Genomic DNA, 25,947 nt, shown 5'->3' on the forward strand with positions numbered 1-25,947 from the left:
TACTAATTCAAAATATTAGAGGTGCTTATGGATATTAATTTTGAGTTATATAAGGTTTTTTATTATGCAGCTAAATTTGAAAGCTTTTCTGAGGCTGCCCAGAAGTTATTTATTACCCAGTCGGCAGTAAGCCAGTCTATAAAAAATTTGGAAGAAAAACTTGGCGGACAATTGTTTTTCAGGAAAAGCCGGAAGGTGAAATTGACATGGGAAGGTGAACTGCTTTTCAAGCATGTTGAGCAGGCATACAATTTTATAAAAAGCGCAGAAAATAAATTTTATGAGATGAAAAACCTGGATACCGGTGAAATTCGTATTGGTGTGAGCGATACCATTTGCAAATATTTTCTTATTCCTCATCTTGAAAAGTTTAATGTTGAGCACCCCAAAATAAAAATACAGGTAATTAACAGGACTTCTTCCCAGATTCTTGAATTATTGAAAAATGGCCTTATAGATTTTGGGATTGCGACACTTCCGGTTAAGGATAAAAATATTTTGGTAAAAGAGTTTATTACAGTGGAGGACATTTTCGTTGCCTGCCATAAATATTCAGCTTTAAAGGATAGAAAGGTAACATTGCGTGAATTAACAAAATATCCACTTTTAATGTTGGAAAAAAACAGTACGACCAGGCACAACATAGATCATTTCCTGGAACAAAAAGGAGTGACGTTTACCCCGGAGATAGAATTGGAGGATATAGATTTATTGGTAGAGTTTGCTAAAATTGGTCTTGGGGTGGCTTGTGTCTTAAAGCAAAGTGCATTCAATGAAATTGAAAAAGGGCAACTTTTTGAAGTGGAAATGGCTGAAAAGCTTCCTCCCAGGAAACTAGGGATTTGTACTATGAAAAATGTTCCCCTTTCCCGGGCTGCAGCAGCGTTTATTGAATGTTTGCAGCGTACTGGCCACAGTCTGCAGTCATAGGGACAGGGCAAAACCACTGAAAAAGTGCCTCAACTTATAAAATTATGCTAATGCGCTTTTCGTTTCATATTTCCCTGTGATCAGAATTTCTCCCAATCCCCGTTCAAGATTTATTTCATAAGTTCTTTTAGAACCTAATTTTCTCGCGATAATTTTAGTTGCAATACCGGGGTCAATTCTATCACCACATGTAAAAACATCTACACTGGCATACCCATGCTCTGGAAATGTGTGGATTGTTAAATGGGATTCCGAGATAATGATAGCTCCTGATATTCCTTGAGGAGTAAACTTGTGAAACGTAACTTCCCTAATCTCTGCTCCTGCTTCCAGTGTGGCTTGTACCATAATCTTTTCTACCAATTCTCTATTATCAAGAAAGTTCCGGTTACATTCCCACAATTCTATTATAGAATGTCTTGAATAAGTATCCATTATGCACCACCTATCTTTTTTATAGCCTTTATACTTCTATTTCCAACAATTTTGATGCCATGGGCAATAATTTATTTTTTAATTTTGCTATTGGTTATCGATACTATGGTTATTATATGATAATATGAAAGATTTAAACCTTCAAATTTTTATTAAATTTTTATTAACTGCTACGCCGGGCGCACCCGGCACAAATAATGATGAAAATATGCTAAACCGGACTTTTTCTGTGGTTTCGGTTTTACTCCCCACTCCCCACTATTTTCATACTAAAAAATTATTATATATAACGGATTATAATTATTATCAGTTCTCAATTCTTCATTCTCACAGGTACTGCTTTTCTAATGCAGGACTAACATTTAATAACTTAACCAGTTTCCTGTATTCTTCCTCAGCTTTTTTGTTTTCATTCTGCGTCTTGATGGCTCTAATCATCAGGTTTTTTGGCGTTTCCAATGGTGATATGTATTCTGCAATAGAGACTTTATAACCTAAGGCTTCCAGTTTAAGCGCTCTTAATCCATCGGTAAGAATATCTGCCATTCTGGCTTTGAGTACACCATGTTTAATAACCGGTTTAAATGGTTCATAATCGTACTGGCTGAGCAGTTCTCTATGGCAACAGGGGACAGCAATGATGGCCTTGGCATTGGCTCTCACACCCAAGCCTAACGCCATATCGGTCGCCGTGTCACAGGCATGTAAGCTGATAACAATGTCTATTCGCTTATCCGGAACATAATTTTGAATATTGGTCTGGTGAAATTCCATATTCGCATAGCCTAAATTTTTAGCCATTCGTTTAGACGCTTCTATTACTGTTTCCGAATAGTCCAGGCCAATAAAATGGCATGATTTCTTGAGTATATTTTTGAGATAAAAATTTAACACAAATGTAAGATAGGATTTGCCACAACCGCAATCCAAGACCGTAATGGTTTCATAATCCGACAGTTCATCTATAATCCCCTTCATTAACTCGACAAAGTGATCGATTTGATTATATTTTCGTATCATATCATTTTTCACTTTACCGTCTTTAGTAAGTATGCCTATCTCTTTTAGTAAATCATCAGCTTGTCCTACTTTTATGATATATTCTCTATTCCCGATATGGGATGTTACATGATGCGCTTCCGAGTCTTCTTTTACATTATCCTCATACCTTATTTTCACTCCTTTTTGGGTTGCCTCTATGATAATATTGGTACCTCTTTCTTCATATACAATATGTACCTCATCATATTTTTCTGCTTCATTAGAAACAATTTGAGATAATTGAACAATTAAAATGTTTTCTATTTTTCCATTATAATTCATCTTTAAACGATTTGTTTCATCCAGTGTAACAATGGCAGGAAATTCTTTAGTCCCGGATTTATATTTGATTAAAAGCCTTATAAAATACTGCTCATTGTCCTTAAACCGTTGTTCCATGCCCGTAAGAAACATTTTAAGCTTTGCGATGTTTTGTTTATTCATTTTGTTAATCCTCCACATTCTTGTCAAATATTCATTCAAATATGGATGTATATTTTTTAGTTGATGCGTTAGTTGATGCGGCTTTTCCTCCGCTGCATTAACAGGCTCTAAGCCTTTTCGCAACGTTCTTTTCATAATATTCATCAACTAAATTAAATACACCCTTCAAATATTCAATTCTTGTTTTATTATATATCATAAGTACGCAAATAAAACAATAAAATAAAGAGTGTATGAACCCCTCCATACACCCTTTGTTTTAAATTCACTTTTTAGTTAATATCAATTTTATAGCCTTTCTTCTTTCCTTCCTTGCTCTTTGGCAGGACAATCTTCAGTATACCATTATTATAAGTTGCTTTTACATCTTCATTCCTTACATTTTCTACATAGAAGCTCCTGCTGATCCTTCCGGTTCTTCTTTCTTTTCTGATATAATTTTCTCTTTCTTCATTGATTTCTTCATTATGATTTGCAGATATTGTTAAATAGTCGTCTCTTAATTCTACTTCAATTGCCTCTTTATTTACTCCCGGAATTTCTGCTTCGATGATGTATTCTTTTTCATTTTCCTTAATATCAGCTCTGATACCGGAAGTTGAAGAAAGGAAAAAGTCGTTGTTAAAAAAGCTGTCCATGAAATCTCTGCCAAAGAAACTGTTCATTAAATCACCATGTCTTTTTCTAAAAGGTACCAAATCAAACATATTTTAAAACCTCCTTAATAAATTTATTTTCAATTTCTGATTTTATTATAAGATAAAGGTCAAAGAAAGTCAAAGTCAAATTAAATTGTTTTTGTTTGATTTTTGTTAATATTTACTTGTTATACTTATTTATATTCCACTTTCTACGCACCTGTTACTTAAAAAGGAAATTACCTTTAATCTCTTCTCTAAATGCTGAATCCCCATCTCAATACTAATATATTGTAAAGTTTCTCTGGAAAGTGCTATACATTTTAGCAAATGTGAGGCAAAATTTTGGAATATACAAACACAAAATAATTTTGTATAATTAAATAATGTCGAATATTAATTGTTTTTGGGTAATTATGTCGAAAAATGTTTTGAATAGCTTTTTATGGATATTAAAAAAACATAGACAAGGGACTGGTATTTTGAAAGGGGGAAGTTAGTTTGCAAACCGTTAATATTTCAAGAGTAATTAAAAATTTACTTTTTTTTATAGTATTTGAATTTATATTTTGTACCATTCTTGGCATATACCTTGTCTTCTATGGACCTTTTACAAATATAAAGGAAACCTTTGTAACATCTGCTATGACTACACTGAACCATAAATATCTGGCAACAATGTTCTTAAGTCAGGCAGAAATTGATAAAATTATGAAAAAAAATCAAACACAAATATTATCGGAAAAGGAAAACCAAGACGACATTATAATAAGCAACACCAGTGATGATATTGAATTAATTGATATTAAGACAAATAAATTTAAAGGTTATTTACTGGTAATTAGTAATCCAAAAAGAATTAGTGTAGCGACAACCAGCAATTTGGGAAAAGGAGGCATGACTTTAAGCCAGATCGTCAAACAATATGATGCTATAGGCGGCATAAATGCCGGGGGCTTTGTTGATCCCAAGATGGCCGGGACAGGTGGAGTACCTGTTGGAATTATCATAGAAAATGGTGAAATAAAGCACAAGGATGATACCCAGACTTACGATATCATAGGATTTAATGAAAAAGATATTCTGGTAATTGGCGAAAAATATACACTAGAGGATATCAAAAACTTAAAAATCAGAGATGCTATTTCATTTGGCCCAGCACTTATTATCAATGGTAAGCCCATGATTGTAAAAGGTGACGGCGGATGGGGTATTGCACCCAGGTCAGCAATTGGTCAAAGACAGGACGGGACCGTTCTATTTTTAACTGTAGACGGAAGACAGACAGATAGCATTGGTGCAACACTTAAGGATATCCAGGATATTTTGTTGAAATATGGTGCACATAATGCTGCCAATTTAGATGGAGGCTCTTCTTCCACAATGTATTATAATGGGCAGGTGATTAACACGCCTTCTGATATCCTGGGCGAACGGGCTATTCCTTCTGCTTTTATCATAAAGAAGTAAAGGTAGGGGTATGAATGACGAAAGAAAATACTAGAAAAATTTTAAGCAAAAAATTTATTAAGATAATATGTATATATATTTTAATAGGGGTAGTACTCACCACCTCCACATTGTATTATTTGAATAACTTTTTATTGTCCGATCAAAATATTTTAGTTAAAAAACCGGATACTAAAAATACTAAAATTAAAGAATCATTTAATCCTGTTTCTGTATCAAACAGTGCTAAACATATATCATTAACGTATGATAGAAATTATGTAACATATATAGATTCAGGGAAACTTTATATAAAAAATACAAGAAACAACGAGATATTTAAAATAATACAAGAAGAAACCCCGGTTGTTTATGCGTTCTCTCTTAGCGATAGAAATATCATTGTATATTTTACCTACGAACAAAAACAAATTACCGCACCTGTTGCTAAAAAATCAGATAGAATCAGTGATGTCCGCACCGATATATATAACAAACCTAAATCTAAGTCACATGAAATCAGTGCAGTACAGGCAGATATTTATAATAAACCTAAGTCACAACCGGAAAATACAGGCCAATTAAAAATTAAAACTTACAATATAGACAAAAATGAAAAAACTGACCACAAGAATTTTACAGTCAAAGATTTTTATGGAATCAAAGATGTAAAGTATTCCAGCCTTACTAACCTGATTTATATAAATATAGAAACAAATGAGAATAAAACAATAAAAAATAGAATCTATAGAATTGACATCATGAAAAATGCTTCTGTGTATACCAGTAACAAAACAATCTCTCATATAGAACTTTTAAATCATGACGATACTCTCATTTATGAAGACACAGAAAATAACATCTACATTAATAAAAAACTATTTAAATATCAAAATAATAAGAAATTTAAATTGCTGGGAATCGATGACAATGATTATATATACCTTCTTTCCATCGACCAGCCAGGCAACCTGTTTACACTCAAAAATAATACTGTAAAAGAAAAACGCTTAATAGAGAACCTTAATAATGTTGGTATTTTTAGTAAAGACAATAAGATATTGTTAATTTACAAGGACTATGCACTGGATTTAATAAAAAATGAAAAAATTGAAATACCACCAGATGCTGCAATTATAGATTTAGGAGAAAATTATATTTATTATAAAAACATAAACAATGAAATTATAGCATCAAAAAAGGTCAGCCTGGAATAGAATCCAGGCTTTTTTTAAAGCACTCACGTAAAATCTTTTTCTATCTTTATATAAAATCGTAACTATACACAATATTTTTTATTTTTTCTTTAAAGTGATTGTATGATCAAAATTCGTAAAATCTGTAAAATAGATTGTGAAGTGATCTCTGCTTCGCGCTTCACTTCCGAATTTTCCCCCTATAAACATATGATTTGCAAAAGCAGGACCTACCATTATAGTATCCATATCTTTGCTAACTTCAATGTTCCCGGATTTTACGGCTATCGCCCCTCCTGCTACTCCTTCACACATAAATCCATCCGATTTGACGAGTGTTCCGCTGGTAAAGCCCATTTCAATCCTCAATGGCACACGGTCACAACCTTGAGTTGCAATATTTACTTCAATGCCATCTTCTACTTCCTGTACCTTAACGATAATATCCAGGTTAGGACCATAGATTTTTTCTCTTTTACTATGATCCATCTTCCACCAATCGGTTGTATCAGGTTTTTCATTAAAAGGTTTATAGTACCATCCCTGTGCCCTATAATTTAAAATATATCCCTGGTCAGTTTCTTCAAGCTTTTGAATTTTAAACTCCCTTTGGTCAAAATAACTGACGCCGATTTTCATATAGGCTGTTAATGCGCCTGCCTGAAAATATAAAAATCTGCTGTTGTTTTCAATAATGGAAAAACTGATATCGTTCTTTCTTACACGTACAATACCTGAATCTTTATAGTATTTTTTGTAGTTATCCGGAAAAGCACTTCCCTGTAGCTCAAATTCTATAAATTCCGGATGAATCATGAATAAATCAAGACAATCGGGAGCCTTTCCGCCCCGTTCTATGACATCATCCATTATTTTATTTGCAGCTGCAGCAAATTCTTTATTGCTTGTTTTATATGCCATATATACATATTGGTAATAGTAGTCCCTCGGATATACTTTTTGGCCCCTGTCCTGACGGGTAGAATTATTGGTAAAAACACTGCCGTCCGGATCGAAGTAGGTAAACATCATCTTCAGGTTGCGGTCTACATATTCCAGATAACTTTCGTCGCCAGATTCTTCTGCAAGCATAATCATTGCAGAGTTATTAATAATATTGTAACCGCCTGCCGAACGTTCTGCATACTCACCATACTCATTTCCGTCAATTCCTTCTGATAAATAGCGTAGTGCTACTTCTTTAAACTCATTTTCTCCCACAATATTATAACTAGCCATTAAAGTAGAAGCGATTGCCCACCGATGATTAGGTGTGTGAAAGCCGCCCTTTGTCATTCCATAGGCAGCATCTTTAATGATGTTGTATATTTTTTCTCTTATTACTTCACTTTTCTCATCTTTACCATATTTTCCAAGCAATTTATATGAAGGTGCCAGCCTTCTAACACAAAAAGCCGTATCAGGTGCAGAATAGAAATTGCAATCCAATAAGTCAAATGTTCCATCCGGCCTTTGTGCCCGTCGGACATAATCTAATGCTATATTGATACGCTCATAAACATCCGGTTTCCGATAATAGCTGCTTTCTTCATTGTAGTATAATGCCAACAAAGTAGTAATTCCATAAATGGTGCTTTTAGGCTCGACATAATTGCGTTCTTTCACTACAGCTCCATAGTCAAAAGAATTCTTATCTAAAATTTGATTTTTCAAAAAGAATGCTGCTCTTTTTTCACTATCTTTTATAATCCTTTTATAATGGTCTATCATTTTCTTCCTCTCCTTTAGTTAGTATTTATTGTCTATGCGTCTGATACCATTCATTGATCTCTCTTTCAACTTCAGTTCCGCCGGCCGCATTATATCTCTCCACAAATTCATCAAAATAGTCGATAGGCTTATCTCCGGTGATAATGGCGATATAAGCTTCCTCTCTAATTTTTTCAAGTTTAGATTTGTATTTACTCATAGTTGGTGTAGCAACCTGAATGATGGATTCAATCCCATATTTATCAAACCCATTTTTATACGCCCACTGTTCTCTTGCAGCCTTAAGTGGAAATGGTACCGTCATACCGATGCATGCGCCAATCCTGGAAACATACGTATGATCATCTGCCCATTTTCCAATTAGCGTAAAGTCTTCATGTTCTTTATCCACCCATCTCCAATGCTTTCCTTCTATTCCGTACATTGCTGTTACCCTGACAGTTGGGTCAGGATGAGCACTTACATAATCCATAATTTGAAGAATCTTGGCCACTTTTCCGGGTTCATTTTGGGCAAGTGCACCAATTCCGTAAAAATTCATCAACCGGTTATACTGCATGACGCCTCGAATACCACCAGGCCCTGCCGGTGGTTGTCCAAAAGCTATCTCCACATCCGGATTTATTGACAGCATTTCTTGCATTATAGGCCCAGGCTCATTTTCAATGAGATTGCCGTTTTTATCTTTAATGACATAATCACCTTTTTTAAGCCAATGGTAGTAATTTCCTCGTGCCGTCATACCTACCCTGCCGTTAATGAATGAATGAGATATTGCCCAATAACCACCATAATTTTCTCCTGTAATGAATTCAGGATCCAATATCCCATCTTTATACCATTTATGAAGCAAGGCCAATGCCTGTTTCATTTCCGGCATTGTTCCGGTATACACGGGTTTTCCATCTTTTTCAACCCAATAATCTCGCTGCGGCACGCCACCAAATGCCCCAAATACAACTGACATCCCGTCCTGAGATAATCCATAGGTATCGTCTTTACCATTACCGTCCGGATCTTCCTTCGCAAACTTATACATTAATGCTTCAAATTCCTCCAATGTTTCAGGCACTTTAGTTACTCCAACATTTTCCATCCAATCTTTTCGATAAACAATAGGCAACCTAAATATATTGGTTTGACTGACAGACGGCATCGCATATAATTTACCATTCACTTTTCCATAATTAAAAAATCCAGGTGCATTGTCTTCGGTCACCTTTAAAATATTGGGAGCATATTTTTTAAAAATCTCCATCGGCAATTCGGCTAAAACGCCTTGAGCTGCATATTTAGGTAAAGAGTCAGGATTTTGTATTCGAAACAAATCGGGAATTTCACCCGCTGCAAGCCGAAGGTCCAACATTTTTTCATATTTATCGTACTCCAAATTCCACACATCAATATCGACATTAAACATATCTTCATAATATCTGATCATTTCCCCATCCGGGTCTGTAGGTGCTTTTTGGTAGGCAGTCCATGAAATCTTATATTTTTTCCCCTCCACCGGTGCATAAGGGTCCTTTGCTTTTGGATCGGTACTTTGCTGTTGATTCGGTTTTATAGTGTTTTTCTGGGGTGCTGCACTATTCTTATCTGTACAACCTGTAAAACCTGCGTACAATAATCCTACCACTAAAATAACACTTAATACCTTTCCTATTTTTTTATTCATAAAATTACCTCCCGTATTATTAATGTAACATTGAAAGGTATAGTAGTAAATAGAAAATAATGTTATCCATCCTATAGCGCCAGCTGTTTTACCAAGTTAGTGGTAGGGCCACTCATTTTCGTGCGTACGAGTAAATTTATAGTTGTGTATCTAACTCCATTACATCTTTCACATTAAATTCCAAATCAAATTGATGGTTTTCCCCGTATCTATTATATTTAATTCTTGCTATCCTGTTTTCATTGTCAAAATACCAGCCTTCGTCGCTATTTTCCCACGCTTCGGTATCAAGATACATATTGATACGCTTGCCGTCAAGATAAACTTTATTAGGAGACTTCTCACAACATAGAACATCTAAGCATACTTCTTTAACGTTTGTATGATAAGTTCCATCCTTCTCCAACACAATACGGAAACTACTCCTGCTTTTATGAGTTTTAATGCTGACCTTGCAATATTCTCCAGTTAAATACCGATTGGTTTTACCATCATCTTCATATATTATGAATTCAGAACCTTCACTCGCATCAATAAGTATGTTTAACTTATCAATTACATCCAGGTGCAGGTTATGAATTCCTGTTGTAAGTGGAATAATTGCACCCTGCCTGATAAATACAGGAATCGTATCCAGTGTGACATCTATCTCAACGGTCTGTCCTCCCTTATAGACCGTATAATTATCCCAATAATACCAGTCTGACCCCTGAGGCAAATATACCTTTTTCTTTTTTGTCCTTTGTCCAGAACATTTGCTATCAATAGATAATCGCCAAGCATAAAATTAAAACTCTCTTCATAAACTTCCGGGTCATCAAATTCGTAGAACAATGGTCTCATGATAGGGTCTCCAAATGTAGCAGCCTGGTACATGAGCGAATAGAGGTAAGGGATTAACGTATATCTTAAGTTGATCGCTTTTCTTACATACTCTGTATAATTAGGATACATCCATGGTTCTGTAACGGTGTTGTCATTATTGCAGGAAGGGTTATCAAATTTTTTATAATTCCAATTAAATACATAACGCTTTCCATCTTCTCCGCTTGTGTAGCCGGACGACAAGAAAAATCCGTCACAATTAATTCGTTCTTTTTTAGCTTTCTCTGCAAAGCCCAATATTGCTTGATCAGATTTTTCATCCAGCTCAGTATAATACATGGTAGAGCCAAGATATCCCAGGGAATAAAGCGGGGGCATGGCTGTTTTTCCTGTCAGGTCTGTGTATTTCCGCACTACTTCCTTAATACTTGGACCGTATATAAAAAACAAATCAATTTCTCCCCCATCTGCCGAATAGTAGCAGTATTTGTTCCAGTATCCGCTTCTATCACATCCCATATCAAATACACTATCATAAGTATTATGATAGAATAATCCTCTATAGGTTTTAGTGCTTTCGTCAAATGTTATATAAAAAGGAATATGCTTATATAAAGGATCAGTAACAACCGGGTCGTAGGAGGGCGTATCCCTGTTGCTCATCTTTAATACCCTTCTAAATTTATTAATTTCTCCCGTTTTTTCACCAAAGCCATAATAATAGCTTTTATCACTAATTCTGCTGTAGTGATAAATTCTCCCTAACCTGTCTTTAGAGTAGGCTTTTTCTCTTATATCCGAATGGACTAATTGACCTTTGTTATCATATATGTCTATTCCAAACCTTATCTTGTGTATAACGAGCTTTATTTTATTTGTAGATAAAATTAACTGCCGGTCACTTTCTTCCAATTGATATGCAACCGGGGTTACTTTCTTCCTCTCCCCTTCAAATAAATGATCAAACTTATCCTCCCATGCAGTCATCACCAAAATATAGGACGCTTCAGGAGCAAAGGTTTTGTCAAATGAACAACGGATTCTTACAATATCTTCTGTTAAGAATAAAACCTTAAATATAGGTCCGTCTGTCTTTAAGATGAGATGGTCCTTATTATCTTTTATCTCAATAATCCTGTTTGCAATCTGTCTCACAATCTCCTCATCCTCCGAAACAAAATTAGCCTTCTTTTAATCCCGAACTCATCATACTGTCAATAATATTCTTTTGGAAAATCAGGAATACAATGAGTACAGGTATCATAGAAATTACCGATGCAGATAGCAGTGTATTCCAATCAATAGAAAACTGTCCGCTCAAATTCGAAATAGCCAGCTGCAAGGTATACTTCTTAGGTTCACTAATTACCAATAACGGCCAAATAAAGTCATTCCATCTCCACATAAAAGAAAAGATTGTCAGGGTTGATATTACAGGTTTTGCAATAGGAACCATCAACCGCCAGAAAATTGTTCGTTCTTTAGCACCGTCAATTCTTGCCGATTCCAATATGGAATCCGGAACGGACAAGAAATACTGTCTCATCAAGAATATACCTGTAGGTGTGGCAATAGGTGGAATAATAATTCCCCACAGCGAATTATACAGTCCCAACTTGCTGACAACGGTAAATGTAGGTGACATGATTACTTCAGTTGGCAGCATGGTTGTTGATAGAAATGCAACAAAGAGCAAATCTCTTCCTCTAAATCTATATTTTGCAAATGCAAAACCAGCCATCGTATTTATGGCTAATGTAATAATGGTTGATGTAACAGTAACAATGAAGGTGTTCTTAAAATACAATAAAAAGTCATATTGGTTGAATGTATTTATATAGTTTTCTACAGTCGCATTTTTCGGAAACAGCGTAATAGGATAAGAAAACAGTTCATTCCCCGGTTTAAATGAGCTTAGAACAATCCAAAGAACAGGGAAAATAAATACAAAAGTCGCTAAAATTAATAATAAACTCCCTAGTATTGCGTATATATTTCTTCTCTGATTCATATTATACTTCCCCTCCTCTTCCAATCTTGAATTGAACAAGTGTTAAAATGGCTAATATTACAAACATAATCATGGAAGCTGCACTTGCAAATCCCATTTTAAATCGGATAAACCCTGTTTCATAGATATACTGAACAATATACGTAGTGCTATCGCCAGGACCTCCACCGGTCAAAGTGAGTACTAACGGATACTCCTTAAATGCGTTAATGATGGATAATACAAATACTAAAAAGCTGGTTGGCTTTAATAGCGGCAATGTTATATTCCAGAATTGACGCAACTTGGAAGCTCCATCAATTGTAGCTGCTTCATAGTAGCTGGTAGGAATACTTTCAAGACCACCTATAAAAATGATCATAAAAAATCCGGCTTTAGACCAGACAGTAGCAACAATTACTGTTGCTTTAGCAAAAAAATCAGAGGTCAGCCACGGTACAGATGTGCCCCCAAACAACTGTATCAAGTAGTTTATAATACCAAAGTTCTCACCGAATATCCATCTCCACATAAGACCTACAATGACTGTTGAAATCATGGTTGGCCAATAAATGGAAGCTCTCATTAAGCCTCGTCCCTTGATTCCGTCCTGTGTCAGCAGCATTGCCAACAGCAGGGAGACGGCAAATACAAGCGGAACAGAAACAATCGCATAAACAAATGTTTGCTGCAGTACTTTCCAGAAAACAGGATCAGCTAATATCGCTTTATAATTATTCCACCCTATAAATTTGGGTTTGGACCATCCGTCATGCTTGTAAAAAGAATATATAACACCGTAAACAGCCGGAATTAAGAAAAACGTAGTAAATATAATAAAATTAGGAAGTATAAAAGCATATGCAGCTCTTTTTTGTTGATTCTCATATGATTTAATACTTGCTTTTCCTCTAGCCAAATTGAGCGCCCCTTTCATATTTACCTTATATCTTTTTATTATTTATCCAAGTAAGTTAAAACCTCTATCAGAGCCAGCAAAGCCATAGCCTGTCCATATGGCATCGGACAAATAGGTATAGCTTTATAGAAGTCTGCACTTTCCCTTCCCATAGGCGTCCCATAGGATACATTCCGGACAACACCTTTATCGTCTATATTATTCATTAAAGCTTTTGCTGCTTTCAAACCAACTTCAAGGTAGCTGGCATCTATATAATTTTTCCTGACGGATTTTAATATTCCATAGCAAAAACCTGCTGTAGCTGACGCTTCAACATAAGACGTCGGATCATCCAGTAAAGTGTGCCACATCCCACTTTCATCCTGAAGCTCTGCCAATTTTTCTATCTGGGCAATAAGTGTTTCTTTCAAAAATTCTTTTACACCAATATTCCCCTCCAACATCTCTATAAAATCCGGAATCCCAATGGTAATCCAACTGTTTCCTCTTCCCCATAACGCTTGTGCAAAATTATGATTTCCTTCGAATGTCCATCCATGAAACCACAATCCTGTTTTTCTATCAGCAAGATATTTAGTATGCAGTAAATATTGCCTGATTGCCTCTTCAACATATTTATATTCATTTAAAACAATTCCGGCTCTTGCCAAAAACAATACTGTCATTACCAGGGTGTCGTCCCAAAGTTCCTGATTATTGGTTGAATCTGAGGTAATGTGCTGCAATCCTTTTTCTTTTGTTCTGGGCATTTCATTATAGATCCAGCTTGCCCATTCTTTGCAAGGTCCTAGATATTTTTCATTTTTTGTTTCTTCATAAAGATACATCATTGTAAGCATCGGAGCCACAGTATTGACATTTTTTCCGGGAAGCCCGTCTTTCAATCTCTCATCGTAATATTTCTCAAGATAGCCTAAATATTTTTTATCCCCTGAATATTGATAAATCTTATAAAACCCGTATAGACCGACTCCTTGTGTCCATTCCCAGTATTTATATTTCTTTAATTCCAGATCTTCTGTATTCAGTGCTTTCATATTTTGCATAAACTGCTCATCTTCCGTATATAAGATTTGCAGCAGCGAATTGCACACCTTATCTATCTTTTCATATATCTCATGTTTATTAAACATACTTTCACCCCTTATAATGAGCGCAGTTTAAAATTCAATATTTCCATAATTGCAAACTGCGCGAATTTCATAGATAACTTCCTTGATTTATTTCTAATTTTAAAGTGTGTTATCTATATAAAGAACAAAGATATTAGAAAAAATTTTGTGCCGCTGTGCGACACAAAATTTTTTCTTTCTCATGTTTTATTACTTATTTTAATCCCATTTCTTTAGAAAGTTCAGCTGCGAAATCATCAAGTGCCTTTTTGGGAGTTTTTTCACCCTTCATAGCATACTCGATATTGTCTCTTAACAAATTTCCGACAAAATCACTAAATTCATTAGTGTAGTCGATTCCAGCAATTGCAGGGGTATTTTTCAACTCGTCATTAAACACTGCATAGGCTTCATTACCATATTGATATTTCGGGGTTACATCGGTCCTTGAGCTCATGTAAGCACCTTTTTCACAATATTCTTTGTATACCTCTGGACTGTAGAACCATTTTAAGAATTCCTTAGCTTCAGCTTCAACCTTTGAACCTTTTACAGCAAAAACGAAGTTTCCACCGGGAACTGACGAACGTATAGTGCCTTTTGGCATATACACTGCTCCCCATTCAAAATCCTTAATGTTCTGTTGGTAATCGTTGATCTTCCAGTTGCCAGCCATGTGTACTGCAACTTGTCCTGATTTAAACATTGCACTTGGGTCTTCAGAACCTAACCAGACAGATTTTGGTATAATTCCATCGTCATGCAGCTTTATGAAATATTTAAGTGCTTCTTCGCCTTCCTTGCTGTTTGCTACAACTTTAGTAACATCTTCATTAAAAATACTTCCACCGAATTGGTACATCAAAGTTTGGAATCTTTGTTGACTGTGGTCCCAAACCAATCCGTATTTTACGGCACCACTATCCACTACCTTTTTCACAGCAGCTACAAACTCTTCCCAAGTCCAGATTTCTTCCGGAGAAGTCGGAATTTTTACGCCAGCTTTTTCAAATGCTGTCTTATTATAAATCATCCCATTTGCTGTTACATTGGAAGGAATAACAACAACCTTACCGTCCACTTTCATCTTTTCATGCAAGCTTTCAGGAATTACAGATAAATCAACGATGTCGCTTATATCAAGCAGATAATCCTTATAAACTTTAAATTTTGTAGCCCTGACTAAAGCCGGAGCGTCACCGCCCTGAATCATGGTTTGCAATTTTGAAGGTTGTTTTTCATAAGGTACTTCAATCATTTCTACCTTAATACCCTTTTCCTTCTCATACTTTTGAGCAATATATGCCATTGCTCCGCCTTCATTTGTATCATCGGCAATCAAAAATTTTAACACTACGTTTTTCTTTGTTGAATCTTCAGTCTTGGCTGAATTTTCATTTGTACTTTTTCCAACATTATTTTGATTGTTTTTACTGCTGCATCCAACAAACGCAAAAGATATAGCCATTAATATACTTAAAATAATAGTAAACTTTTTCATAGACATCCTCCTAAAAATTTTTTGTTTTTTTAATTTGTAAATGCTGCATCATTATAAAATTCATCTTAACAGCCAGCTGTTTTGACTGATGTGTCTTACACTTTTTATGATAGATTTATCACAAGCATTTTTCAATGATAGATTTTCCTGATTGTATAAATATAGTTCTTTCCAGTATTTTTATTGATATAAAAATTTCATGAACATATAAAAATTTCTCATATTTACTCTATTTAAATCCACATATTCTATTAAATATAAATTTAAGGTATGTTTTTTAATCTATTCTTTATTTAATGGAATTAAATTGGCATTTCAAAACTGTTAATTCTATTAACAACTTTACTATTTTATTCTTTTAATAGAAAATATAGTTTTTGACAAATTGTTATAAAGTCAATAATATGATAATATAAGCAGTATTGCGTAGTTAAGAGACGATATTCCACCTTTCCGGTGATAGAGGGGGTTAGATATAATGAATTTGTTTAAACGTTTTAATAATCATTCGGTGTTTTATAAATTAATCATATCGTACGCCGTTTTAGTATTTATACTAACATTGGTATTAGGGTCCATTTCCTATTTATATTTTTCATCAAACTTCAATAAAGAAGTAGAAAAAGTTCATCAGAAAATGTTAGAACAAGTAAGCAATGCAATAAACTCAGAAATTATAGCACTCGTTTCAAATACTTATATGAATATATCCACAGCATTTACCGATGCAACACATTTTTTATTTTTATTTGATGACCCTGTTAAAGGTAACCATTTAAAGATCTATAATACTTATAAATACTTGCAGGAAATCGTCACAAATGCCCCGGATGTTATTAAAGCAGTACATGTATATTATAAAGACCATAACCTCCTGATTTCTTCTTCACTGGGAATAAAATATTTAAATGAAGAGAGCCGTGAACCGTATAAAAATATGGATTGGTTAAAGTTATTGAGTCAAAGTACTCAACATACTTTGTGGATAGAATCAAGGGGAGTCGCTACCAATATTGAAGCAGACAAACTAACCCATGGTTCTAATATTTTTACCTATGCAAAATCCTATCCTATTATTTCAAATGGTATGAACGCTAAAGGTCTGATTGCAATTGACGTGAAAGAAAGTGCGTTCAGCGATATCGTCCAAAGAATCATGACCGAAGAATATAGTGATACTTTTATCGTTAATAATAAAGGGGAAATTATTTCTCACCATCAGAAAGAAAAACTTTATACGATGATAAGCAGCGAAAAATATATGCGTAGAATGCTAATCTCCACAAAAGATTATGATAGTACTATAGCCAAAAGAAATAACATACCATCTATTATTTCTTTTTCCAAACTTCCACATTTGAATTGGAAAATTATTAATGTAACGCCATTGACACGTTTTTACCAGCAAACTACAATTATTAAACGAGTATTAATTATTATTTGCTTTCTTGTTATTATTATTGGCTTGATTATAGCAACCCTGTTTACGTCCAACATCTACAATCCGTTGGAAGATATAATGAATCGGGTAAAAGTTTTACTTGGTTCATCAAATTCTAATGAACCTAACAAAGAAAATGAGTATGCTTTTATAAATCATGTTATTAGTGATTTGTCCACAAAAGTAAACAAATTAGAAAATACACTACAAAACAATAAACCTATTCTTAAATATAATTTGCTTATGGAATTGTTGCATCAACAAGTATTAAGAGAAGAAGAATTATCAGAAAGACTTAAGCTAATAGGCACAACAATGAATTATCCTTTTTATTTTACTTTAATTATAGAACTAAATCAAAAGGTTCTTCACAACCTAACTATAGAAAATAGTCACTTTGTTGTATATGATCTTATCAACAAGTGTGAAAGTTTCAGCAATGATGAATTATTATGCAGCGGGATTCAGTTGCCGGATTTTCAAATCGGTATTATTATCGGAACAAATAAAAAAAATATGAATTCTATTAGTAAGCTGGCTTCCGAACTGATATCCTACGCATATGCCAACTATACGATTTCCACTACTATCGCTATTGGAAATCCTGTACAATCACTTTTAAAAGTTCATGAATCTTTCAAACAAGCGAAGATTTTACTTAAATATAAATATTTTTTACCTAAAATCCCCCTGCTTTCGGGAGAACAAATACTGGCTAGAGAAAACAGCAATGAAACAATGCCGGAATCATTATTAGAAGAATTCGAAGAAGGGCTCAGGCTTCGCAATTTGGCTAAATTAAGGGAATCACTGGATTTATTAATAAAACTTTCAAAAGAAGGCCCTTATTCAGCTGCTCATTGCCATCAAAAAATATTAAACATTACTAACATTTTTTCTAACTATATCAGGGATATGCGTTATACACCATCACAATATCAGAAACAAAATTTAAATAATATCTTTTATGAAATTGAAAATATTGAAGAATTCAAAAATTGGATTTTAAATTTTGCAGAGGAAGTGCTTAACTTTTTAAGAAATCAAAAAGACAATAAAAATGCGGAGGTAGTCGAACTCGTAAAAAAATATATTTATGACCATGTTGATAATGAACTTTCTCTAGATTCCGTTGCAGAACATATTTCTATTAGTCCTAAATATCTCAGTAAAATATTTAAGGATGAAACAGGCATAAATTTCACCTCTTTCGTCACGGATGTTAGAATAGAGAAAGCTAAAGAACTACTAATTAATACAGATATGACGATACAACAAATTGGATATGTAGTTGGCTACAATACTCCGGCATATTTCATACGACAGTTCAAAGCAAAATATGGATACACACCTAATGAATATAGAAGGATATACGGAACTCCTCATTCAAATGATGCGTAACCAAGGCATATCATAAGATGAGCCATTGCCGCTTTGTCGCATTAATAGTATCGGGTTTACTTGAATTTCAACTCAGTATGTATTGTGGATACTATGTACGCCAGATAAATTCTGCGGTATAATATAAGTCGTCATATATATCAGAAAATTTGTTATTGTAAAATCAGCGTTTTTTTAACTACTGTGTGTAAAATTATTTTTACGTATAAAGGGGCGTAGATTATGGGGGATATTTACAAAGAACAGGAATTTGATAAGTTGCTAAGTGGTAAAATATTTGACAAAAACAGGCCTTTTAAAACCTTGATATATTTGTTCAAGGATAACATTGGAAAGATATTATTATCTTTTCTCTTTTATGCCATAAAGCATTCCCCTGCTTGGATCATGCCTATTGTAATAGGTAATGTGATTGATATTGCCACTGCTCGGGGAAGTCGTGACTTAAAAGAAATGTGGATCAATTTAGCGGTAGCCATCATTCTGATAGTTCAAAATTTACCTACCAATGTATTGTATACAAAGTTTTTCAGTCAAGCTTTAAGGAAAGTAGAAGCGGATTTGCGAAGTAAACTGGTAAGAAAGCTTCAAATGCTGTCAATTTCTTATCATAAAGAAATGAAATCCGGAAAGATTCAGTCCAAAATCCTTAGAGATGTAGAAGCCATTACGGTACTGTCAAGACAGTTTTGTAACGGTGTTATTCCTATTATTATGAATATTGTTGTTGCACTTGCCATTACTCTGAGTAAAAGCTTTACAGTAAGCATATTTTTTATCCTGTCTATACCGTTATCAGCTTTTATCATTAAATTTTTCAGAAGTAATATACGCAAGACCAACTCAGATTTCCGTAAAGAGCTTGAAGAAATGTCAGCCAAGGTGGCTGAAATGGTGGAAATGATTCCCATCACAAAGGCTCACGGTTTAGAGAAAGTAGAAATTCAAAAGATTGATACACAACTAGAAAAAGTCAAGGATAGCGGATACAAACTGGATATTGTAAATGCTTTTTTCGGGGCTTTTGCCTGGGTGAGCTTTCAATTCTTTCAAGTGGGTTGTCTTGCTTTTACAGGATACCTTGCTTATAACGGCGAAATCACAGTAGGTGATGTGATTTTATACCAAAGCTTCTTTACATCCATTTTGAATCAGGTTTCCTCTTTAATCAATATCTATCCTGAAATTGTAAAAGGTTTTGAGTCTATAAATTCTGTGGCTGAAATATTCATGTCGGAAGATATAGAAGATAACAGGGATAAAAAGAAGGTTAAAAATATTAAAGGTAATTTCCGATTTGAAAATGTAGAATTTAAATATAACGCTTCAGACAAACCGGTACTGAAAGACTTCAATTTAGAGGTTAAATCCGGGGAATGTATTGCTTTTGTAGGTGAGTCAGGAGCTGGAAAGACTACAATATTAAATTTGATCATAGGATTTAATAAAGCTACAAAGGGTAGAATATTGATTGATAATATGGACATGTCAGAAATCAATTTAAATAGTTATAGAAAATTTATCGCTGTTGTCCCTCAAAATACCATACTATTTTCCGGAACCGTCCGCGACAATATTACCTATGGATTGCCATCCGTTAGTGATGAAAAACTCCAGGAAGTTATTGAAACTGCTAATCTTTCTGACGTAATAAAAAAATTGCCCAAAGGCCTGGATACCTCCATTGGAGAACATGGCGGCATGCTTTCAGGAGGTCAAAGACAGCGTATTGCCATTGCAAGGGCTCTTATTCGCAACCCTCAAATTATTGTACTGGATGAAGCAACTTCTGCCTTGGATAACATTTCAGAGATGCATGTGCAAAAGGCAATGAGAAACCTTATTAAAGGACGTACTACTTTTATTGTTGCTCATAGATTATCGACCATAAGGGACGCAGATCGCATTGTAGTATTAAAAGGCGGAATGTGTGTCGAATGTGGTACCTATGATGAACTGATTGACAAAAAAGGAGAGTTCTATAATTTAAGAAAACTTCAAGCATAGAATAATAGTAAAGGAGAAATAGTTTTATGAAATCAAAAATGTCAATAATTTTATTAATTTTGGGTTCGCTTTGCATTATAGCAAGTGCAGGATATCCTATGGGTTTTTTTTCTAAAAAAATTATGTTTATACTATATTTTACTGCCTTAATCATGTTTTCTATTAGATCATTTTTATGAACAAATGCGCATTGTTCCACCCGCAGAGTTTCGAGGTAAAGAACTTCCAAGGCTTGTGTCAGGCAGGCGCAAACTCGCTTCGCTCAAACAATGCACCTGCTTTTCTGACACTGTGCCGGGAACCTCTTCACAATGTGGGTTTCACAATTGCACACCTTTGTCCACAGTTTTCTACGCAAGCTATTTCTTTAATAGGTATAAATAACCAGGATTTTTGTCCTGGTTATTTAATACCTATATCTTTTCTATAATGCATATCTTTAAATGAAATTTTGCTTACTCCTTCATAAGCAGTTTTAATTGCCTCATCCAAATTGCTTCCTATTGCAGTAACTCCCAGCACCCGGCCTCCGGCAGTGACTATCTTTCCATCAATCAGCTTGGTCCCTGCGTGGAATACAGTTACACCTTCTATCAGCTCTGCATCTTCTATGCCTTCTATTGGATATCCTGTATAATATTTTTGCGGATAGCCGCCCGATGCCATTACCACACAGACCGCCGCGTTATCTTCCCATTCCACTTTAACTTCTGATAATCTTTCATCGATGACCGCATTAAATATTTCAACCAGATCACTTTTTAACCTCGGAAGTACTACCTGTGTTTCGGGATCGCCGAATCGTGCGTTATATTCCAATACCTTTGGTCCGTCTTTTGTGAGGATAAGGCCGAAGTACAAAATTCCTTTAAATTTTCGTCCTTCTTGATTCATGGCCTGTACGGTTGGCTTAAATATATTTTCCATGCAGTATGCTGCTATTTCCGGAGTATATATTCTGCTTGGCGAGAATGTCCCCATTCCCCCGGTATTTAAGCCCTGGTCATGATCGTAAGCCCTCTTATGGTCCTGGGCACTCACCATGGGTACCACCGTCGTACCGTCGGTAAATGCCAGGATCGAAACTTCCTGACCTGCTAAAAATTCCTCTATAACCACCCTGTTTCCAGCTTGGCCGAACACCTTATCATCCATGATTTCCTTAACAGCCTGAACAGCTTCATCATAATTCCGGGCAATGATAACACCTTTTCCCAAAGCCAGGCCTTCTGCTTTTACTACTGCAGGATAGGAAACATTTCTTAAGTATTCTACTGCCTCCTTACTGTTGTCAAAAACTTCATAAGCAGCTGTTGGGATTCCATACTTTTTCATGAGGTTTTTTGAAAACACCTTGCTGCCTTCTATCATTGCAGCATCTTTTCCAGGGCCAAATACCCTTAATCCTCTTGCCTCAAATACATCTACAATACCTGCTGCCAGGGGATCATCAGGTCCTATAACTGTTAAATCTATTTTGTTCTCTTCTGCAAATTTTACAAGGTTTTCAAAGTCCATTGCCTTTATATCAATACATTCTGCTAATTTCGCTATTCCACCGTTGCCGGGAGCACAGTAAACTTTATCTACCAGGGGACTCTGGCTGATTTTCCATACCAGCGTGTGTTCCCTGCCGCCCCCGCCGACTACTAGAACTTTCATTTATTATCCACCTTCCTGCTTCTGATATACTTATCATTCTATCCATGACTTTCGCCTCGGAATAAGTATATCATGCTTCAAAATATTTATCATCTTATTTCATATTTTGTCACAATTATTGTCAACCGCTGCTATCTCCGTATTATTAGTGGAGAGTGAATAGTGAGGAAGAAAATGCTCCCCTCTATCCACTCCCCACTATATTAATGTTTAAAATGTCTCATCCCCGTAAATATCATGGCAATGCCATATTTGTTGCATGCATCAATGGATTCCTGATCCTTGATCGACCCTCCGGGCTGGATAATTGCTGTGATACCGGCCTTTGCAGCTGCTTCTACGCAGTCAGGGAATGGGAAGAAGGCATCAGAAGCCATAACCGCTCCTTTTGCCCGATCTCCGGCATAATTAATTGCGAGGTTTGCTGCCGTAATTCTATTGGTTTGCCCTGGTCCTATTCCAACCGACATATTATTTTTCACAAGGGCAATACCGTTGGATTTAGTGTGTTTTACCACCTTCCATGCGAAAATGAGATCTTTCATTTCCTGTTCGGTTGGCTTTCTATCAGTTACATACTTGATTTCATCCATATTCAATAATTGATTATCTATTTCCTGCACAAGCAAGCCACCGGCAACCTTTTTCATGTCAAAAGTTCCTGCAGGAAGCTTTGCTGAAATATCTTTAAGTTCCAGTATCCTTATATTCTTTTTCTGGGTTAAAATTTTCAATGCATCTTCACTGTAAGAAGGTGCAACAACGATTTCAACAAATATTTTGTTAATTTCTTCTGCGGTTTTGGCATCTATTTCACGGTTAGCAGCCACAATTCCCCCGAAGATGGACACCGGATCGGCTTCGTAGGCTTTCATATATGCATCATATATGTTATCAGCACTACCTACGCCGCAGGGATTGGCATGCTTAACTGCAACCACCGTGGGTTCATCAAATTCTCTTAATAAGTCAAGAGCACCATTGGTATCATTGATATTATTGAAGGATAATTCCTTTCCGTGCAGTTGTTTCGCCGATGTCAGGCAGCCTGCATTATGTCCGACTTCTTTATAAAATACCGCCTGCTGGTGAGGATTTTCCCCATAGCGCATATCCTGAACCTTTTCAAAAGTTAAAGACAGGGTCTGCGGGAATAACTCTTCCCCGATTTGCTCTCTCAAATATTTTGCAATTAATGTGTCATAATGGCTGGTATGCTCGAAAACCTTGTAAGCCAACTTAAATTTTGTTTTTTTAGAAACTTCGCTATTTGCTTTTAGCTCATCAATAACTATAGAATAATCAGCCGGATCTACAATAACAACTACATCCTGGTAGTTCTTTGCAGCAGCTCTTATCATGGTAGGACCGCCGATATCAATATTTTCGATTGCTTCTTCTAATTCTACATGATCTTTTAATATGGTTTGTTTAAAAGGATAAAGGTTGATTGCTACGATATCAATGGTATCAACATTAAGTTTCTTTAGCTGTTCCATATGCTCAGGATTGTTTCTCATTGCAAGGATCCCTGCATGAATTTTGGGATGAAGCGTCTTTACCCTGCCGTCCAGGCATTCAGGAAAACCGGTTATATCCGAAACATTGATTACATTGATGCCTGCATCACTAATTGCTTTTGCAGTCCCACCAGTAGAGATGATTTCATACCCAAGGCTGTCAAGTTCCTTTGCAAATTCAATAACTCCGGTTTTATCTGAAACACTAATTAATGCTCTTTTTGCCATTTTCTAACCTCCTGGTCTAAAAATACTGTTTTTAACACAAAGTTCACAGTTCACGGTTCATGGTTCACAGATTTTGATTCCTGTGAACTGTTAACTGTGAACCATGAACTGTGAGCCGTAAACTCAGAATTCAACTACTTATCCAAGATATATACTTTTCTTCCTTCTACCCTTATCTTCCCCTCGCAAAAAAGGTTAACCGCTTCGGGCAGTATCTTCCACTCAGCTTCTTCCATCACCCGTTTTTGAAGTGTTTGGGGCGTATCGTCCTGCCTTACTTCCACCGCCTTTTGGAGGATGATTGCGCCTCCATCGGTAATTTCGTTAACAAAATGGACGGTCGCACCGGTAACTTTTACTCCATATTCCAGGGCTTTTTCATGTACCTTTAATCCGTAGCATCCTTCGCCGCAAAATGACGGAATTAACGACGGATGGACATTTATGATTTTATCTTTATACTCGTTAATCAATTTATCTCCAACAATGGATAGAAATCCTGCCATTACAATAAGGTCTACCTTGTTTTGCTTCATGTGCCCAAGCAAGGCTTCATCATATGCTTCTCTGGTATTAAAGCTTTTTCTGGGAATAACACTGTGGGGGATATTATGTTTTTTTGCCCGTTCCAGTGCATAGACCCCTTCTCTGCTGGAAACCACCGTTACAATTTGACCATTTTTAATAGTCCCATCTTCAATAGCATCAATAATGGCCTGTAAATTAGTCCCACCCCCGGAAACCAGGACTCCTATCTTCAGCATATATCCACCCCGTTGTCTTCTTCAATCACTTCTCCAATGATGAATGCAGACTCATCTTTTTCTTTTAAGTATTGTATCACCTGGTCAGCCTGACAACTATCAACTGCCAATACCATTCCAATCCCCATATTGAAGGTATTGAACATATCTCTTTCAGCAATATTGCCTAAGCTTTGAAGCATTTTGAAGATAGGCAGCACTTCCCAGGTACCTTTGTTTACCCTGGCCCTTAAGTTTTCCGGTAACATTCTTGGAATATTTTCAATAAATCCACCACCAGTAATATGTGATACTGCGTTTATTGAAAACCTTTCTATCAGTTCATGTAATACTTTTACGTAAATTCGTGTAGGTTTAAGAAGTTCTTCTCCTACTGTACATCCTAATGATTCTACATAGCTGTTTAATTTTTTATCATCATCGTTCCCGTTAAGGTTAAATAATTTTCTTACTAATGAATATCCGTTGCTGTGTATTCCCGAAGACGCAAGTCCTATCAAAGCGTCACCCTTTTTTGCACGTGAACCGTCAATGATCTTGTCTTTATCTACAATTCCTACTGAAAATCCGGCTAAATCATATTCCCCTTCCGGATAAAATCCGGGCATCTCTGCAGTTTCTCCACCAATTAGGGCACATCCTGCCAGAATACATCCATCCGCTACACCTTTCACTATTTCTGCTACCTTCTCTGGCTTGTTTTTTCCAACTGCAAGATAGTCAAGGAAAAACAGGGGCTTAGCCCCGGAACAGGCAATATCATTTACACACATTGCAACACAGTCCTGCCCTACCGTGTCATGTTTATCCATAATAAAGGCAATCTTTAACTTAGTTCCTACACCATCGGTTCCTGAAACCAGCACAGGATTGCTATAACTATTTTTATCTATTTCAAAAAGTCCTCCAAAACCTCCAATATTAGATAGCACCCCCGGAATAAAGGTTTTGGAAACGTGCTGCTTCATTAAACGGACTGCTTCATATCCTGCTTCAACATCTACTCCAGCTGCTTTATATGCGTTCATGCAA

20 protein-coding genes are annotated in these 25,947 nt (G+C 35.6%); 5 read left to right on the forward strand and 15 right to left on the reverse strand.

Annotation, left to right across the window (positions count from 1 at the left end; genetic code table 11):
• The first annotated feature begins 27 nt into the window (after nt 1-27).
• Nucleotides 28-930, forward strand: coding sequence for a LysR family transcriptional regulator (locus CIB29_RS06800; RefSeq protein WP_094548051.1), 903 nt, complete (start codon nt 28-30; stop codon nt 928-930).
• A 42-nt stretch (nt 931-972) separates the two neighbouring features.
• Here CIB29_RS06800 and speD read toward each other — a convergent pair whose 3' ends face one another.
• The 3 genes from speD to CIB29_RS06815 form a co-directional block, all read right to left on the reverse strand.
• Nucleotides 973-1,365, reverse strand: a complete 393-nt coding sequence (gene speD / locus CIB29_RS06805) for an adenosylmethionine decarboxylase (RefSeq protein ID WP_094548054.1) — start codon at nt 1,363-1,365, stop codon at nt 973-975.
• Nucleotides 1,366-1,692: 327 nt separating this feature from the next.
• The gene (locus CIB29_RS06810; protein WP_094548057.1) at nt 1,693-2,850 is read right to left on the reverse strand and encodes a class I SAM-dependent methyltransferase; all 1,158 of its coding nucleotides are present in this window, start codon (nt 2,848-2,850) and stop codon (nt 1,693-1,695) included.
• A 272-nt stretch (nt 2,851-3,122) separates the two neighbouring features.
• Complete coding sequence (locus tag CIB29_RS06815) at nt 3,123-3,557, reverse strand: Hsp20/alpha crystallin family protein (protein WP_094548060.1); 435 nt, start codon at nt 3,555-3,557, stop codon at nt 3,123-3,125.
• Nucleotides 3,558-3,989: 432 nt separating this feature from the next.
• Here CIB29_RS06815 and CIB29_RS06820 point away from each other — a divergent pair, with 432 nt between their 5' ends.
• Entirely contained in the window at nt 3,990-4,958 is a 969-nt protein-coding gene (locus CIB29_RS06820) for a phosphodiester glycosidase family protein (RefSeq protein WP_198543780.1), read from the forward strand.
• Nucleotides 4,959-4,972: 14 nt separating this feature from the next.
• The gene (locus tag CIB29_RS06825) at nt 4,973-6,154 is read left to right on the forward strand and encodes a hypothetical protein (RefSeq protein ID WP_094548062.1); all 1,182 of its coding nucleotides are present in this window, start codon (nt 4,973-4,975) and stop codon (nt 6,152-6,154) included.
• 78 nt (nt 6,155-6,232) lie between these two features.
• Here CIB29_RS06825 and CIB29_RS06830 read toward each other — a convergent pair whose 3' ends face one another.
• The 8 genes from CIB29_RS06830 to CIB29_RS06860 form a co-directional block, all read right to left on the reverse strand.
• Nucleotides 6,233-7,864: a prenyltransferase/squalene oxidase repeat-containing protein gene (locus tag CIB29_RS06830; protein ID WP_094548064.1), complete on the reverse strand. Its 1,632-nt coding sequence runs from the start codon at nt 7,862-7,864 to the stop codon at nt 6,233-6,235.
• A 25-nt stretch (nt 7,865-7,889) separates the two neighbouring features.
• A complete protein-coding gene (locus tag CIB29_RS06835; RefSeq protein WP_094548066.1) occupies nt 7,890-9,542 on the reverse strand; it encodes an extracellular solute-binding protein in 1,653 nt (550 codons plus the stop codon).
• A gap of 136 nt (nt 9,543-9,678) precedes the next feature.
• Entirely contained in the window at nt 9,679-10,260 is a 582-nt protein-coding gene (locus tag CIB29_RS19175) for a DUF5110 domain-containing protein (RefSeq protein ID WP_242965084.1), read from the reverse strand.
• Nucleotides 10,188-11,522 carry a TIM-barrel domain-containing protein gene (locus CIB29_RS06840; RefSeq protein ID WP_242965085.1) on the reverse strand — a complete coding sequence of 445 codons (1,335 nt, stop codon included), beginning with the start codon at nt 11,520-11,522 and terminating at the stop codon, nt 10,188-10,190. The genes CIB29_RS19175 and CIB29_RS06840 overlap by 73 nt, the downstream gene beginning before the upstream one ends.
• A 25-nt stretch (nt 11,523-11,547) precedes the next feature.
• Nucleotides 11,548-12,378, reverse strand: coding sequence for a carbohydrate ABC transporter permease (locus CIB29_RS06845; protein WP_094548068.1), 831 nt, complete (start codon nt 12,376-12,378; stop codon nt 11,548-11,550).
• A 1-nt stretch (nt 12,379) separates the two neighbouring features.
• The gene (locus tag CIB29_RS06850; protein ID WP_198543781.1) at nt 12,380-13,276 is read right to left on the reverse strand and encodes a carbohydrate ABC transporter permease; all 897 of its coding nucleotides are present in this window, start codon (nt 13,274-13,276) and stop codon (nt 12,380-12,382) included.
• Nucleotides 13,277-13,314: 38 nt separating this feature from the next.
• Nucleotides 13,315-14,412, reverse strand: coding sequence for a beta-galactosidase BglB (bglB, locus tag CIB29_RS06855; protein WP_094548073.1), 1,098 nt, complete (start codon nt 14,410-14,412; stop codon nt 13,315-13,317).
• Between the two features lie 193 nt (nt 14,413-14,605).
• On the reverse strand, nt 14,606-15,892 hold the full coding sequence (locus CIB29_RS06860; protein WP_157910230.1) for an ABC transporter substrate-binding protein: 1,287 nt from the start codon (nt 15,890-15,892) through the stop codon (nt 14,606-14,608).
• Between the two features lie 637 nt (nt 15,893-16,529).
• Here CIB29_RS06860 and CIB29_RS06865 point away from each other — a divergent pair.
• Nucleotides 16,530-18,734: an AraC family transcriptional regulator gene (locus CIB29_RS06865; protein ID WP_157910231.1), complete on the forward strand. Its 2,205-nt coding sequence runs from the start codon at nt 16,530-16,532 to the stop codon at nt 18,732-18,734.
• Nucleotides 18,735-18,956: 222 nt separating this feature from the next.
• On the forward strand, nt 18,957-20,741 hold the full coding sequence (locus CIB29_RS06870) for an ABC transporter ATP-binding protein (RefSeq protein ID WP_094548081.1): 1,785 nt from the start codon (nt 18,957-18,959) through the stop codon (nt 20,739-20,741).
• Nucleotides 20,742-21,143: 402 nt separating this feature from the next.
• Here CIB29_RS06870 and purD read toward each other — a convergent pair whose 3' ends face one another.
• From purD to purM, 4 genes are all read right to left on the reverse strand, one after another.
• Nucleotides 21,144-22,403, reverse strand: coding sequence for a phosphoribosylamine--glycine ligase (gene purD / locus CIB29_RS06875; protein ID WP_094548084.1), 1,260 nt, complete (start codon nt 22,401-22,403; stop codon nt 21,144-21,146).
• 203 nt (nt 22,404-22,606) lie between these two features.
• Nucleotides 22,607-24,151, reverse strand: coding sequence for a bifunctional phosphoribosylaminoimidazolecarboxamide formyltransferase/IMP cyclohydrolase (purH, locus tag CIB29_RS06880; protein WP_094548087.1), 1,545 nt, complete (start codon nt 24,149-24,151; stop codon nt 22,607-22,609).
• Between the two features lie 134 nt (nt 24,152-24,285).
• Nucleotides 24,286-24,915 (reverse strand): phosphoribosylglycinamide formyltransferase, encoded by a 630-nt coding sequence (purN, locus tag CIB29_RS06885; protein ID WP_094548089.1) that lies wholly within the window; start codon nt 24,913-24,915, stop codon nt 24,286-24,288.
• Complete coding sequence (gene purM / locus CIB29_RS06890; RefSeq protein ID WP_094548092.1) at nt 24,909-25,943, reverse strand: phosphoribosylformylglycinamidine cyclo-ligase; 1,035 nt, start codon at nt 25,941-25,943, stop codon at nt 24,909-24,911. The genes purN and purM overlap by 7 nt, the downstream gene beginning before the upstream one ends.
• Between the last annotated feature and the right edge of the window lie 4 nt (nt 25,944-25,947).

Origin of the sequence: Petroclostridium xylanilyticum, assembly GCF_002252565.1 — a bacterium.
GTDB lineage: Bacteria > Bacillota > Clostridia > SK-Y3 > SK-Y3 > Petroclostridium > Petroclostridium xylanilyticum.

What these genes read in the sequence shown, in the direction of transcription:
- CIB29_RS06830 (WP_094548064.1), bottom strand. Translation starts at nt 7,864, where the DNA reads ATGATAGACCATTATAAAAGGATTATAAAAGATAGTGAAAAAAGAGCA.
- purN (WP_094548089.1), bottom strand. Translation starts at nt 24,915, where the DNA reads ATGCTGAAGATAGGAGTCCTGGTTTCCGGGGGTGGGACTAATTTACAG.
- purM (WP_094548092.1), bottom strand. Translation starts at nt 25,943, where the DNA reads ATGAACGCATATAAAGCAGCTGGAGTAGATGTTGAAGCAGGATATGAA.
- CIB29_RS06860 (WP_157910230.1), bottom strand. Translation starts at nt 15,892, where the DNA reads ATGAAAAAGTTTACTATTATTTTAAGTATATTAATGGCTATATCTTTT.
- CIB29_RS06835 (WP_094548066.1), bottom strand. Translation starts at nt 9,542, where the DNA reads ATGAATAAAAAAATAGGAAAGGTATTAAGTGTTATTTTAGTGGTAGGA.
- speD (WP_094548054.1), bottom strand. Translation starts at nt 1,365, where the DNA reads ATGGATACTTATTCAAGACATTCTATAATAGAATTGTGGGAATGTAAC.
- CIB29_RS06865 (WP_157910231.1), top strand. Translation starts at nt 16,530, where the DNA reads ATGTTAGAACAAGTAAGCAATGCAATAAACTCAGAAATTATAGCACTC.
- CIB29_RS06870 (WP_094548081.1), top strand. Translation starts at nt 18,957, where the DNA reads ATGGGGGATATTTACAAAGAACAGGAATTTGATAAGTTGCTAAGTGGT.
- CIB29_RS06825 (WP_094548062.1), top strand. Translation starts at nt 4,973, where the DNA reads ATGACGAAAGAAAATACTAGAAAAATTTTAAGCAAAAAATTTATTAAG.
- CIB29_RS06845 (WP_094548068.1), bottom strand. Translation starts at nt 12,378, where the DNA reads ATGAATCAGAGAAGAAATATATACGCAATACTAGGGAGTTTATTATTA.
- bglB (WP_094548073.1), bottom strand. Translation starts at nt 14,412, where the DNA reads ATGTTTAATAAACATGAGATATATGAAAAGATAGATAAGGTGTGCAAT.
- CIB29_RS06810 (WP_094548057.1), bottom strand. Translation starts at nt 2,850, where the DNA reads ATGAATAAACAAAACATCGCAAAGCTTAAAATGTTTCTTACGGGCATG.
- CIB29_RS06815 (WP_094548060.1), bottom strand. Translation starts at nt 3,557, where the DNA reads ATGTTTGATTTGGTACCTTTTAGAAAAAGACATGGTGATTTAATGAAC.
- purH (WP_094548087.1), bottom strand. Translation starts at nt 24,151, where the DNA reads ATGGCAAAAAGAGCATTAATTAGTGTTTCAGATAAAACCGGAGTTATT.
- CIB29_RS06800 (WP_094548051.1), top strand. Translation starts at nt 28, where the DNA reads ATGGATATTAATTTTGAGTTATATAAGGTTTTTTATTATGCAGCTAAA.
- purD (WP_094548084.1), bottom strand. Translation starts at nt 22,403, where the DNA reads ATGAAAGTTCTAGTAGTCGGCGGGGGCGGCAGGGAACACACGCTGGTA.